9 protein-coding genes are annotated in these 13,039 nt (G+C 65.0%); 2 read left to right on the top strand and 7 right to left on the bottom strand.

Annotated features, from left to right (window positions below; genetic code table 11):
• Positions 1-123: 123 nt before the first annotated feature.
• On the top strand, positions 124-2,724 hold the full coding sequence (gene treY / locus ACOZKU_RS11760) for a malto-oligosyltrehalose synthase (RefSeq protein ID WP_421579023.1): 2,601 nt from the start codon (positions 124-126) through the stop codon (positions 2,722-2,724).
• On the opposite strand, the gene ACOZKU_RS11755 is transcribed toward treY, so the two are convergent.
• The 5 genes from ACOZKU_RS11755 to ACOZKU_RS11735 form a co-directional block, all read right to left on the bottom strand.
• Complete coding sequence (locus tag ACOZKU_RS11755) at positions 2,721-4,352, bottom strand: FGGY-family carbohydrate kinase (RefSeq protein ID WP_421579022.1); 1,632 nt, start codon at positions 4,350-4,352, stop codon at positions 2,721-2,723. The two genes, treY and ACOZKU_RS11755, sit on opposite strands and share 4 nt — an antisense overlap.
• Before the next feature lie 62 nt (positions 4,353-4,414).
• On the bottom strand, positions 4,415-5,143 hold the full coding sequence (locus ACOZKU_RS11750) for an SDR family oxidoreductase (RefSeq protein ID WP_421579021.1): 729 nt from the start codon (positions 5,141-5,143) through the stop codon (positions 4,415-4,417).
• Positions 5,144-5,169: 26 nt separating this feature from the next.
• Positions 5,170-6,414 (bottom strand): sugar ABC transporter permease, encoded by a 1,245-nt coding sequence (locus ACOZKU_RS11745; RefSeq protein ID WP_421579020.1) that lies wholly within the window; start codon positions 6,412-6,414, stop codon positions 5,170-5,172.
• The gene (locus ACOZKU_RS11740; RefSeq protein WP_421579019.1) at positions 6,411-7,229 is read right to left on the bottom strand and encodes an ATP-binding cassette domain-containing protein; all 819 of its coding nucleotides are present in this window, start codon (positions 7,227-7,229) and stop codon (positions 6,411-6,413) included. The genes ACOZKU_RS11745 and ACOZKU_RS11740 overlap by 4 nt, the downstream gene beginning before the upstream one ends.
• Positions 7,230-7,309: 80 nt before the next feature.
• A complete protein-coding gene (locus ACOZKU_RS11735; protein WP_117370237.1) occupies positions 7,310-8,356 on the bottom strand; it encodes a sugar ABC transporter substrate-binding protein in 1,047 nt (348 codons plus the stop codon).
• A gap of 281 nt (positions 8,357-8,637) precedes the next feature.
• Here ACOZKU_RS11735 and ACOZKU_RS11730 point away from each other — a divergent pair, with 281 nt between their 5' ends.
• Complete coding sequence (locus ACOZKU_RS11730) at positions 8,638-9,657, top strand: LacI family DNA-binding transcriptional regulator (RefSeq protein WP_314088419.1); 1,020 nt, start codon at positions 8,638-8,640, stop codon at positions 9,655-9,657.
• Here ACOZKU_RS11730 and ACOZKU_RS11725 read toward each other — a convergent pair.
• Together ACOZKU_RS11725 and ACOZKU_RS11720 are read right to left on the bottom strand one after the other, a co-directional pair.
• Positions 9,654-10,343, bottom strand: a complete 690-nt coding sequence (locus ACOZKU_RS11725; protein WP_314088423.1) for a response regulator — start codon at positions 10,341-10,343, stop codon at positions 9,654-9,656. The genes ACOZKU_RS11730 and ACOZKU_RS11725 overlap by 4 nt on opposite strands.
• On the bottom strand, positions 10,340-13,033 hold the full coding sequence (locus ACOZKU_RS11720; protein WP_421579018.1) for an ATP-binding protein: 2,694 nt from the start codon (positions 13,031-13,033) through the stop codon (positions 10,340-10,342). Before ACOZKU_RS11720 ends, ACOZKU_RS11725 begins: the two co-directional genes overlap by 4 nt.
• Positions 13,034-13,039: the final 6 nt, after the last annotated feature.

Genomic DNA, 13,039 nt, shown 5'->3' with positions numbered 1-13,039 from the left:
CGGGGCACGCCAGTGGGAACCTTGGCCGCGAGGGCACCGTCCCCAAGCGCCCGCCGCGCCGTTTGGAACAAAACCGGTGAATCTACGTTTTGGAACGGGCTTTACTCGCATCTTCTGGGCTTTATGACATCTCCCCGCTCTACTTATCGCCTGCAGTTCCGCAATGGCATGGACTTCGCACGGGCACAAAAACTGGTTCCCTATCTCAAGCGATTGGGGATCAGCCATCTCTATGCGTCCCCTCTGATGACCGCCGTCGGCGGCTCGACGCATGGCTATGACGTCACGAACCCGAACGAGATCGATCCCGCGCTTGGTGGCCTCGATGGGCTGCGCCGGCTGGCGGATGCACTGCACAGCCACGATATGGGCCTCCTTCTCGACATCGTCCCCAACCACATGGCGGCGAGCCTTGAAAATCCATGGTGGCGCAGCGTTATCGCCTGGGGCGCGGAGAGCATCTTCGCCCGCCATTTCGATATCGACTGGTCGCAGAAGCTGACGTTGCCCTTTCTCGGCAAGGGGTTCGCGGAGGAACTGGCCGATGGCACCATCCGGCTCGCCATCGACCCGCAATACGATGCGGTCGCGCTTGCCTATCACGACAGTTTCTATCCCCTGCATCCCAGGACCTGCCAGGCGCTTTTGCAGGAGGCGGGCATCGCAGCCGCCCTTTCCTCTCCGGAGATGGACCCGCAGGGCAGTGCGCTTTTCTCTACCGCACTCCCGGATCCCGCTGCTCGCAGCACCCTGGAAAACCATCTCGACACCCTCTCCGCACAGCCCGGCCGGATCACGGCCATCCACGCGGCGCAACCCTGGAAACTGACGGACTGGAAGACGGCGAGCCGGCATCTCAGCTACCGGCGCTTCTTCGAGATCGCCGGGCTTGCGGGCCTGCGCGTCGAGGAACCCGCTGTCTTTGACGACAGCCATAGGCTGACGCTCGACCTTGTCCGCGACGGTATCGTCGATGGCCTGCGCATCGACCATGTCGATGGCCTTGCCGATCCCGCCGGCTATCTGGCGCGCCTGCGCGCCGCCGTGGGGCCCGATGTTTATATCGTCGTGGAGAAGATTCTCGAGAAAAACGAGCCCTTCGCTGCGGACTGGCCGGTGGCGGGTGCGACGGGCTACGAATTCATCGCCTCGCTTGCCGATGCACTTGCCGACGAGCAGGAAGGCGGGCGACTTGCGGCGGCTTTCCTCGCCCTCAAAGACGACGAGCATCGCGGCAGCTATGCCGAAGAGGCCAAGGCCAGCAAGCAGCAGATGCTTACCGACAATTTCGAGGGCGAGATGCACCGCCTCGCCACACTGGCGAAGGGCATTGCCGACCTTTCGCAAGCCGATTTTTCGCGCAGCGCGCTGACCGAAGCGATCCGCGCCATCATCATCGCGCTGCCCGTTTACCGCACCTATATGACGCCGGCCGATGTCACGGAGCGTGATCGCCAGCTTCTCGCAGCCGCACGGCAGGCCGCGCAGGGACGCGCCCAGCCCGAAGCGCGCGAGGCGATCGACTTCATCTGGGAAATCCTCGTCGACGATTGCGTCGCCGGCGCCTATGAGGCCTGCACCGAATTCCGAGGCCGCTTCCAGCAGCTGAGCGGTCCGATCATGGCCAAGGCGTTGGAAGACACGCTCTTCTACCGCGAAAACGCGTTCATTGCGGCCAACGAGGTCGGCGGCAATCCCGGCGAACCGGCTGGCGGCCCTGCCGCTTTCCACGACGCCATGCGGGCACGGCTGGAGACCATGCCGCACGGCCTCTCGGCAACATCGACGCACGACACGAAACGAGGCGAGGACGCACGCGCACGCCTCTATACGCTGAGCGAAGCACCCGACCTCTGGGTCGCTGCCGTCGGGCGCTGGACACCCCTCAACGGACACTTCCGTCAGACGCATGGCGGACGAACCGTACCGGAGCCGGATGTCGAGTGGCTGATCTATCAGGCGCTTGCCGGGGTTTGGCCGGTATCCGGCCGCGCGGATCTCGGCAAACGCATGACCGCCTACATGGAGAAGGCGCTGCGCGAGGCCAAGATCGGCACGAATTGGAACCAGCCCGATGTGGACTATGAACGGAAGGTCATGCGCTTCGTCGAGGATATCCTGCGGCACGAGGCCTTCCTGGCCGATTTCGAGGAAACGCTGTCGCCATTCATAGATGCGGGGCTTCTGAATTCGTTGTCGCAGACCCTGATCAAGCTGACGGCTCCGGGCATTCCCGACATCTATCAGGGCAGCGAACGCGGCGATTTTTCCCTCGTCGACCCGGACAACCGGCCGCTGCTGGATGTTGCGTCGCTGACGGTTCCCGAGCAACCGCACCCCCACCGTGAAACCTTCGCCGACTACAAGCAATGGCTCACCGCAACGGTGCTCGCAGCGCGCAATGCCGCACCCCGGCTGTTCGACGGCCCTTATCGTCCGCTGGAGCTTTCCGATGGCGGCCGGCAGGCCCTCGCCTTTCTGCGCGGCACGCCGGAGGCCTTCGCGATCACGGTCGTGCCGCGGCTCGCCTTTGGCAAGACAGCGCATGAGGGCCTTCGGCTGCGCGACGAGGCTATGCAGGATATTTCGCTGACCATCTCGGCGGATTTCCAAGGGCGCAGCGTGCGGTCCGTACTCGATGGCCGCACGATTAAGCTCGGCGGCGTGCTCCCGCTTTCGGACGCACTCTCGGGCGCGCCCGTCGCACTGCTGCTCGGCGCCTAGCGGATTTCCCGCGCCAGATCCTGCAAACGCCGGAAGGCATCGTAACGCTTCGCGTGCAGGGCCTCAGTTTCCGCGCCCGCTGGATGGTAGGTGCGATTGACGGCTGAAAGAGCAGCCATGGCGTCCCGGACATCCGGGAAGGCACCACCCGCGACGCTGCCGAGGATGGCGGCGCCGAGGAGCACCGGCTCTTCCGCCCGCGTGGAAAGCAATGGCTTGCCGGCGGAATCCGCCAGAAGCTGGCGCACGAGATCGAGCTGGCCGGCGCCGCCGCTGATGACGATCTTGTCGACCGGCGCGCCCGCCGCAGCCTGCGCCTCGATGATCTGGCGCAGACCGTAACCGATGCCGCAGAGGCCGGCGATGTAGAGCGCGACGAGATTGTCGAGGTCGCGCTCCATGCCGAGGCCGACAATGGCGGCGCGAGCGTGGGGATCGGCAAACGGCGCGCGATTGCCGAGGAATTCCGGCACGACATGCAGGTTGTCCGCAAGCCTTGCGACCTCCGAAAGCGTGCCGGCCTTCTGCGAAGCCAGCTCCGCCAGCAGGACCGGCAGGGAAAGGCCGCGCGTCTTCGCCAGCGCCGCAGCCTCGTTTGCCGCCGGATGGAACGAGAGAAGCTGCTCGATGGCGGCGCCCGCCGCCGACTGGCCACCCTCGTTCAGCCACATGCCCGGAACCATGGCGGAGAAATACGGTCCCCAGACCCCCGGCACGAAGACCGGCTCATGCGTCGAGGTCATGGTACAGGAAGAGGTGCCGAAGACATAACCGAGATTGTTTTCCGGCGAGCCATCGACACCCACCGTGCCGATGCCGCCCGCATGGGCATCGATCATGCCGGCGCCGACTGGGATGCCGGCGACAAGGCCGAGCTCGGCGGCCGCCCTCTCGGTCAGGCCATTGCCAAGCGGCGTGCCGGGCTCGACGACGCGCTGGCCGATGCGCGCGAAATCTTCATCCGCGAGAACACCGAGACCGATGCCGTGGAAATAGCCGGGATCCCAGCGCTTCTCGTGTGCCAGATAGGTCCATTTGCAGGTGACCGTGCAGGTGGAGCGGGCAAGATCGCCGGTCGCGCGCCAGGTCAGGAAATCGGCGAGATCGAAAAACTGCCAGGCGGCATCGAAAACCGCGGGACGGTTTTCCTTCAGCCACAGCAGTTTCGGCGTCTCCATTTCCGGCGAGATGATGCCGCCGACATAGCGCAACACATCGTAGCCCCCGGCATTGATGCGCTCGACCTGATCCACGGCACGGTGGTCCATCCAGACGATGATGTCTCGCTCCGGGTCCTCGGAGGGTCCGACGGGCAACGGCTTGCCCCCTTCCCCGAGCACGACCAGCGAGCAGGTCGCATCGAAGCCGATACCGGCAACGTTTTCTGGTGCGATACCCGCCTTTTCAACCGCCTCGCGCACCGAGGCGCAGACGGCAGCCCAGATTTCCGTGCTCGATTGTTCGACCATCGCGCCGGGTTCGCGAAACAGCGAAATGTCGCGTTTGCCAGAGGCGAGCATGCGGCCGGAGAGATCGAAGAGTCCGGCTCTGGCGCTGCCCGTGCCGACATCGACGCCGATAAGGTAGCGTTCGCCGCCCGGAGGCTGCGCGGAGGAAGGAGTGTTCATGGGTCTACCGCCTGCAATCAGGAATTCTTGGAGCAAGCGGCGTCATGCCGCTTGCCGCTCGCTCAGAGATCGACGCTGTTGGGCAGAATGACCAAGTCGCGGATCGTGACATTGCGCGGCCGTGTCAGCATGAAGAGCACGGCATCGGCCACTTCCTTCGGCTGCATCAGGCTGCCGTTCGCCAGCGCCTCGTCCATCTTCTCCTTCGGCCAATCGTCGAGCAGCGCCGTGACGACCGGGCCGGGGAGCACCGCGCCGACGCGCACGCCATGCTGCGCCACCTGGCGGCGGGTGGAATGCACGAAAGCCTGAACGGCGAATTTCGACGCCGTATAGATCGGCTCCCAGATGACCGGCACGACACCGGCAATCGACGAGGTGAACAGGATGTCGCCCGTCTTCTTCTCGATCATGTAGGGCAGCACCGCATGCACCGAGCGGAAGGCCGCGTTGATGTTGAGGTTCAGCATGCGGTCCCAGGCGTCCGGATCGCCTTCTGCCACCGGGCCGCCGATATAGGCGCCGGCATTGGCGTGGAAGACATCGAGCCCGCCGGCAATCTCGAGGATGCGCGGCAGCATGCCGGAAACATCTGATGGCGTCAGCAGGTCGACGACGAGCGGCAGGGCGTTCTGCCCCAGCTCCCCGCAGAGCTGCTCCAGCTTGTCCCTGGCGCGATCGACCAGCACCACCTTCGCACCCTCGGCCAAGAGCGTCTTGGCGCATTCGAGACCGATGCCGGAGGCGGCACCGGTGATGGCGGCGATCTTGCCCTTCATGAGGTCAGCCATGATCTAAAACTCCATTTCCATATGCGTTAGGCGCGGCCGTGGCTGACGCGGGAGCGACGGGCGAGCGAGTCGACGATGACGGCGATGGCGAGAACCCCACCGGTAATCATGTAGCGCAGCGAGGACGACAGGTTGAGCAGCGTCAGCCCGTTCGAGATCGCCTGGATGACGATGATGCCGAGCAGGGCCGAATAAGCGCTGCCGCGTCCGCCGAACAGGCTGGTGCCGCCGATGACGGCCGCGGCGATGGCGTTGAGGTTGACGTCGCCCGTACCGGCCTGCTGGCTGGAGGAGGCAAGGCGCGAGGCCGAGAGGATGCCGCCAAGTGCGGCGAGCGTCGAGCAGAGCATGAAGGCGCTCATATAGATGCGGCGCACATTGATGCCCGAACGGCGCGCCGCCTCCTTGTTGCCGCCGACGGCAAACATCGAGCGGCCCCATTGCGTGCGCGTCAGCGCATAGTTGAGAATGACCGCGAGCGCGATGAAGAGCGCGAACATCCAGGGCATGCCGCGGCCGAGATTGAGATAGAAGACGGCGGCTTCCAGCGCGATCGTCAGAACGGCGGCCTTGAGGATCAGCGCCCGCATCGGCTGGGCCGAAAGATTGGCGGCGAGGCGCTGATTGCGGGTGCGAAGGCCGCGGCCGATCATCACGAGACCGGGCACCAATGCCAGTGTGTAGGACAACCAGTCGGGCATGATCAGGATCTGGCCGAAGCGGACCAGCGAGGAGGCATAAGGCAAGTTGATTGAGCCCGTCGGGCCAAGAATGTAGAGCTGCAAGCCGAGCAGCGCGAGCAGGCCGGCAAGCGTGGCGACGAAGCTCGGCATGCCGAGACGGTTGTAGAGCGTGGCATAGAGCAGGCCGACGCCCGCACCGACGACGAGGGCGGCCAGGATGGCACCGGCGATCGGCCAGCCCTGATTGACCCAGAGCACACCGACCATCGCCGAGGCGAGACCGCTCATCGAACCTACGGACAGGTCGATTTCGCCGAGCACCAGAACGCAGACGATGCCAAGCGAGATGACGCCGACCGTGGCGCAGTCGAACAGAAGGTTCACGAGGTTGTTCGGCGCCAGGAAGATCGGGTTCAGCGCGGAAAAGACGATGGAGATGACGACGAGGCCGACGGCGACGGGCAGCATACCGAGATCGCCGGAGCGCACGCGGTCGATAAAGCCCTTGGCCATGGCGGCGAGGCTGTCGTCATGGCGCACGCGCTCGTCGCTGCGGTCCAGCAGGGGCTGGGATGGATTCTGGCTCATGCTGGTCCCCCTTGATGGTCCTGGGCTTCGCCGGCCTTGCGGTCGGCGCGGCGCGAGACGGAATTGTCCGTGGCGCCCGTAATGGCGGAAATGAGGTCCTGATTGGAGGATTCCGGCGTGAAGACGCCGTTGTTCTTGCCGAGCCGCAGCACGACAATGCGGTCCGCCACGGCGCGTACGTCCTCCATATTGTGGCTGATGATGATGACGCCGAGGCCGCGATCGCGCACACGCTCGATGAGGTTCAGCACCTCGGCCGTCTGCGCCACGCCGAGCGCCGCCGTCGGCTCGTCCAGCATGATGAGTTTGGGATTGAGTAGCAGCGAGCGGGCGATGGCCACCGTCTGGCGCTGGCCGCCGGAGAGCGAGGCGATGGGTTCGCGGACAGACGGGATGCGCGCGGCAAGCTCGCGCAGCAGCGTCCAGGCGCGCACTTCCATCGCCACTTCATCGAGCGCCCAGGGCGACATTTCGTGGCCGAGGAAGAGGTTGGCGACGACGTCGAGATTCTCGCAGAGCGCAAGGTCCTGGAAGACGGTGGCGATGCCCATGTCCAGCGCCTTGGCGGGGGTGTCGAGCGACACCTGCTGGCCGCAGAATTCGATCGTGCCGGACGAGGGCTGGTGCACGCCGGCAAGCACCTTGACCAGCGTCGACTTGCCGGCGCCGTTGTCGCCGACCAGCGCGACAACTTCGCCCGCCTTCACGTCGAGTTCGATATCCGTCAGCGCGGAGACGGCGCCGAAATTCTTGGATACGCCGCTGAGACGTATGACCGATTGCCCCTTGGCGGGAAGACTTAACGTGGCTGTCATGGCCCCTAGAACCTTCAGAAAGACCTTCGACTGATGGATATCCGGCCGCGGGAGGCCACGGCCGGATACGCTGGGCTGAATTAGTTGATGATGCCGAGTTTGCGGCAACCTTCAACATATTCGCCCGTGCAGACCTCTTCGGGCTTGTTGATGCCCTTGTCGAAGATTTCGGCCTTGATGTTCTCCGCCGTCACGACCGCCGGAACGAACAGCTGAGAAGGCGTTTCATAGAGCTTGTGAGTGGCTTCCGGGGTCTCGCCCTTCAGGAGCTTGACAGCGACGCCGGCGGCAGCGGCAGCCACGATTTCCGACGGCTTGGAGATCGTATTGTACTGGTCGCCCGAGATGATCAGCTGGAGGGCCGCAATCGTCGCGTCATTGCCGGTTACCGGCGGCATTTCCTTGACGCCGGCGGCCTTGAGAGCCGCGATCGCGCCGCCGCCCGTGCCGTCATTGGCGGCCACGATGCCCTTGATCTCGTCGCCGAAGCGGGTGATCTGGCCGGCGGCCCATTCCTGCGCCTTCGGCGGCGCCCATTCCGGCGTGTCGAATTCGGCGAGCGTCTTGTAGGGCGAAGCGGAGAGCGCCTCGTGGATGCCGTCGCGGATCAGGCCGGCGGCCGCATCCGTCGGCGAACCGTTGATCTCGAGCACGCCGGCGCCATCCGGAACACCCTTGGCCTTCAGATGCTCGACCAGCGACTGGGCGATGGCCTTGCCGATACCCTGATTGTCGAAGGAGACGTAGTAATCGGCCGGCTTGTCCGGGATCGGGCGGTCATAGGCGATGACCTTGACGTCCTGCGACTGGGCGATCTCGACCAATGCCGCAGCGGCGGCGGAATCGACCGGGTCAAGCACGATGACCTTGGCGCCCTGCGCGATCACCGAGTTGAACTGCTGCTGCTGGAGCGCGACATCGGCATTGGCGTTCTGGTAGATCACCGTGCAGGTGGCGCAAAGCTTTTCCATTTCGGCCTTGAAGCCGGGATAGTCGTGCTGCTCGTAGCGGGTCGAGGCCTGGTCGGGCATCAGGAAGGCGACGGTCGCGTTTTCCTGGGCAAGGGCGGCGCTGCCGAGCGACAGGGCAAGGCCGGTCGAGGCGAGCAGGATGTTAAGCGTCTTCATGGGGTTCCTCCACAGTTGATGTTCAGTTCGTTCGCCGGCGACCTCAAGCCGCCAAGGGCGACAAAGCCCGACCGCCTCCACACGCCGAAAGCGCGCAGATCATCGTTCGCTGCAGCGGTGCCGCAACGTCCGGTTCGTCGATGCTCCGTCTGACTCCTCCCTTGGGTCAGCCTTGCTGTTCAGGCAACTTCATCGATGGAGCAGGCTTGCTCAATCGATGAAGCAAGAATTGTCACCAAACGGGATTGGTGTCAAGGTGGCTTTCGAAATGGAGATGACATGTGAATCGCACAGCGCCCGCGAAAAGGACGACCATCTATGATCTGGCAGAGCTGGCAGGCACATCCGCCAGCGCCGTGAGCGCCGTTCTCAACGGCAACTGGAAGAAGCGGCGCATCAGCGCCAAGCTTGCGGAAAAGATCACGAAACTGGCCGAAGAACAGGGCTATGCGGTCAATATGCAGGCGAGCGTGCTGCGCCGCGAGCGGTCGAAGATCATCGGCATGATCGTGCCGAAATACGACAACCGCTATTTCGGTTCGATCGTCGAGCAGTTCGAAAATCTGGCGCGCGAGCGCGGCCTGTTCCCGATCATCACCTGCACACGGCGTGATCCGGCGCTGGAGGTGGAGGCGGCGCGCGCCATGCTGTCCTATCAGGTCGACTGCCTGATCGCGACCGGCGCGACCGACCCCGACCGCATCGTCGATCTCTGCGCGAGCGCCGGCGTGCGCACCATCAATCTCGACCTGCCCGGCTCCCGCGCCCCCTCCGTCATCTCCGACAACTATGGCGGCGCGCTGGAACTGACGCGGCGGGTGCTGGCTAATTGCGAGCGGGAATATGGCGAAAAGGCCCCTCTCCTTTTTGTCGGCGGACGCGGCACGGATCACAACACGATGGAGCGCGTGCGCGGTTTTCGCGATGCCCATGCGGAGGCCGGCGTTCCCGTCGATGAAGCACTGGTGCAGACCTGCGGCTACGCGCCGGAAAAGGCCGAAACGGTCATGAAGCAGCTTGCCGAGCGCACGAGCACGCTGCCGCGCGGCATGTTCGTCAATTCGACGATTTCGCTGGAAGGCGTGATGCGCTGGATCCGCCGCTCCGGCCACTATGCCGAACGCATGCCGCATCTCGGCTGCTTCGACTGGGACCCCTTCGTCGCCATGCTCGGCGACCATATCGAGATGGTGCGGCAGGACGTGCCGAAAATGCTGGAGGCCGTCTTCGGCATCATCGATTCCGGCGCGACGGACATCACGGTCGTGCAGATACCGCCCATCGTCGAAAAGATCGGCTAGAGATCGATCACCAATCGGTAGCCGACGCCGGGCTCCGTGCGCACGATGGCCGGTTGCGTCGGGTCACGCTCAATCTTCTGGCGGAGCTGGCCAATGAAGACGCGCAGATAATGCAGGTCCTCACCATGCGCCGGCCCCCAGACCGAGGTGAGCAGCGTCTTGTGCGTGACGACGCGGCCGGCATGGCGCGCCAGCAATGTCAGCAGATCATATTCCTTCGGCGTCAGCCGCACCGTCTCCTCGCCGCGCGTCACCAACCGCCTGACCGTATCGATCACGAGGCCGTCGGTGGTGATGACCGCAGGCCCCGCTGCGGCTCGCTCGCGATGGCGCAGCGCCGTGCGGATGCGGGCGGTGAGCTCGCCGATGCCGAAGGGCTTTTCGATATAGTCGTCCGCGCCGAGATCGAGGGCTGCGATCTTCTCGCTTTCGCGCTCGCGGGCCGAGAGAATGATGACGGGGATCGTCGTCCAGCCGCGCAGGCTGGTGAGGACGTCCTTGCCGTCCATGTCGGGCAGGCCGAGATCGAGGATGACGAGATCGGGTGCAGCCGTCGCCACGGCCTTCAGCGCCTCGCCGCCGGTCAGCGCCTCCACCACGTCGTAACCGGCCGCCTTGAGGGCGGGCCTGAGAAACCGCTGGATCTGCGGTTCGTCATCCACGACGAGGATGCGTTCGCTGGTCATTTCGCCTTGTCGGCCTTTGCCGCCTCACCTGCCGGGAAACGGATCACGATGCGCGTGCCGCGCTTCTTCACCGCCGGGCTTTCCGCCTGGATCTTGCCGCCCATCGCCTCGACGAAGCCGCGGGCGATGGAAAGGCCAAGCCCCGTGCCCGGCGAACGCCCGTCCGGCTTGCCCCGCCGGTAGAACTTTTCGAAGACGCGGTCGATCTCGGCCGGAGGAATGCCCTTGCCGAGATCGGTGACGGAGATCAGCACGTCCTGTCCGTCGCGCCGCGCATAGACATTAACCGGCTCCTCGCCGCCGAACTTCACCGCATTGTCGAGCAGATTGAACAGCACCTGGCCGAGCAGCACATTGTCGCCCTCGACCAGCGGCAGGTCGGGCGCGATGCCCGTCTCGATCACCGTGCCCGGGAAATATTTGCGCGCCCGGTCGACGGCGGCGTGGATGACGTCGGAGACGTCGATCCAGTCGCTTTTCGGCTTCAGCGTGCCGGCTTCGATGCGCGTCATGTCGAGCAGGTTGGAGACGAAGCGGCTCATGCGGCCGCCCTCCTCCTCGATCGATTCCAGGAGGTCGTCGCGGCTCTCCGGCTCCATCTTGTCGCCGAGCTGGCGAAGGCTGGTGACGGCGCCCATGATTGTGGCGAGCGGCGTGCGCAGGTCATGCGAAATCGACGACAGCAGGGCCTCGCGATAACGCTCGCCCTCCAGCCGCGCGGCCTGCTGGAGGCTTTCTTCCGACAGCCGTGCACGATCAAGCGCAATCGCGGTCTGGTCGAGGATGGCCGACAGCGCGCGTTCGGCATTCGGACCAAGCTGCTCTTCGCTCTGCTGGATGCCGCAGACGCCGACGAGACCGTGCGGCCCCATCAGGGGACGGAACTCGAAGCGGCTGTTCGGCAGCGTGCCGGTGCCCGCACCCGCCACTTCCTGCTTGTCGCGCGTCCAGCGCGCGGCGGTGAAATCGGTGACGTCGAGTTCGGTATCCGGCGGCCAGACGGCGGCGACCCGGAGGTCGCTCTTGTCGGGCAGGAGCAGCACGATATTGCGCTTGAGGCTCGCCTGGAGATGCGAGACGGCCAGCCAGATCGCATCGTCCGCTTTGCCGGCCGTCGAGAGCTTGCGCGAGAATTCGTAGAGCGACTGCAAGGCGGTGGCGCGCACCCGGGCGACCTCCGCCTGCTCCTTGATGCGCGACGCGAAGCCGCCGGCAATGATCGCCACCGACAGGAAGACGATCAGCGCGAAGACTTCGTGCGGCGCGGTGATCGTGAAGGTGTGCAGCGGATCGATGAAGAGAAAATTGTAGGCAAGCGCCGACAGGACCGCCGCGATGAAGGCCGAGACATAGCCGCCGAGGACAGCGGCACCGAGAACGGCGAGCAGGAAGAGCAGCGAGATGTTGGGCAGTTCGGCGAAGACATAGACGAGCTTGCCGAAAGCGGCGGTGGCTGCGCTGAGCGCCACGGCAATCAGCACCGACTGTTTGTAGGAGGCGATGCCCGGCAGCGCGAAGCGGGCGGGTGCCGGCGGCTTTTCCGTCTTGTCGGGCGTCACGAAATAGACGCCGAGGCCGGCAGCCTTGCGTGACAGGGCATCGGGCAGCGATGGCAGCAGGAATTTCCGCCAGCCGCGATTGCGCCTTGCGCCGATGACGATCTGTGTGGCGTGCTCGCGGCGGGCGAGCTTCAGGATCTCCTCGACGAAGTCGTTTCCGACGACCCGGCGCGTTTCGGCGCCGAGCTGTTCGGCGAGCCGGAAGAGCGCCTCCATGCGCTGCAGGCGCTCGGTCGTTTCGACCTCCCGGTCCGCGCGGTCGATGGAAACGACGATCCAGGGCGCATTGAGACCCGAGGCAAGGCGGCTTGCGACGCGCACGACCTTTTCCGACAGATCATCCGGCCCGACGCAGACCAGCAGCCGCTCGCCGCTCGCCCAGGGGCCTTCAATGGCATTCTGCTTGAGATAATCGACCACCTGCTCATCGACGCGATCGGCGGTGCGGCGCAGCGCCAGCTCGCGCAGCGCGGTCAGATTGCCGAGGCGGAAGAAACGATCGACAGCGCGGCCGGCGCTTTCGGGCAGATAGACCTTGCCCTCCTTCAGCCGTTCGATCAGATCGGTGGGCGGCAGGTCGACCAGCAGCACCTCGTCGGCCTTTTTCAGCACGACATCAGGCACCCGTTCGCGCACCGTCACGCCTGTTATCTGCGCCACGACGTCGGACAGGCTTTCGAGATGCTGGATGTTGAGCGCGGTCCAGACATCGATGCCGGCGGCGATCAGCTCCTCGATATCCTGGTAGCGCTTGGGGTGGCGACTTCCCTCGGGATTGGAATGGGCAAGCTCATCGACCAGCACGATCTTCGGACGCCGGGCAAGCGCGCTGTCGAGGTCGAATTCCTCGAGCACCTTGCCGCGATGCTCGATGTGGGCGCGCGGCAGCACTTCGAGACCGTCGACCAGGGCAGCGGTCTCGCCGCGCCCGTGGGTTTCGACAAGACCGACGACGACATCCACGCCCTCGGCCTTCAGTCGGCCGGCGCGCATCAGCATCGCGTACGTCTTGCCGACCCCCGGAGCAGCCCCCAGAAAAACAGTCAACTTGCCCCGGCGGTCTTTCTCCGCCAGGGCAAGCAATGCATCGGGATCGGGCCTCAGACTGTCGCCTCGCTCGTTTTCCGTCATTCTCAC

This window comes from Shinella sp. M31, assembly GCF_049199205.1.
In the GTDB taxonomy this organism is placed as follows: domain Bacteria; phylum Pseudomonadota; class Alphaproteobacteria; order Rhizobiales; family Rhizobiaceae; genus Shinella.
This window is presented reverse-complemented; position numbering and strand designations above follow the sequence as displayed.

Bases quoted from the DNA above. Each gene is read 5' to 3' on its own strand.
- treY (WP_421579023.1), top strand. From the start codon at position 124: ATGACATCTCCCCGCTCTACTTATCGCCTGCAGTTCCGCAATGGCATG.
- ACOZKU_RS11755 (WP_421579022.1), bottom strand. From the start codon at position 4,352: ATGAACACTCCTTCCTCCGCGCAGCCTCCGGGCGGCGAACGCTACCTT.
- ACOZKU_RS11750 (WP_421579021.1), bottom strand. From the start codon at position 5,143: ATGGCTGACCTCATGAAGGGCAAGATCGCCGCCATCACCGGTGCCGCC.
- ACOZKU_RS11745 (WP_421579020.1), bottom strand. From the start codon at position 6,414: ATGAGCCAGAATCCATCCCAGCCCCTGCTGGACCGCAGCGACGAGCGC.
- ACOZKU_RS11740 (WP_421579019.1), bottom strand. From the start codon at position 7,229: ATGACAGCCACGTTAAGTCTTCCCGCCAAGGGGCAATCGGTCATACGT.
- ACOZKU_RS11735 (WP_117370237.1), bottom strand. From the start codon at position 8,356: ATGAAGACGCTTAACATCCTGCTCGCCTCGACCGGCCTTGCCCTGTCG.
- ACOZKU_RS11725 (WP_314088423.1), bottom strand. From the start codon at position 10,343: ATGACCAGCGAACGCATCCTCGTCGTGGATGACGAACCGCAGATCCAG.
- ACOZKU_RS11720 (WP_421579018.1), bottom strand. From the start codon at position 13,033: ATGACGGAAAACGAGCGAGGCGACAGTCTGAGGCCCGATCCCGATGCA.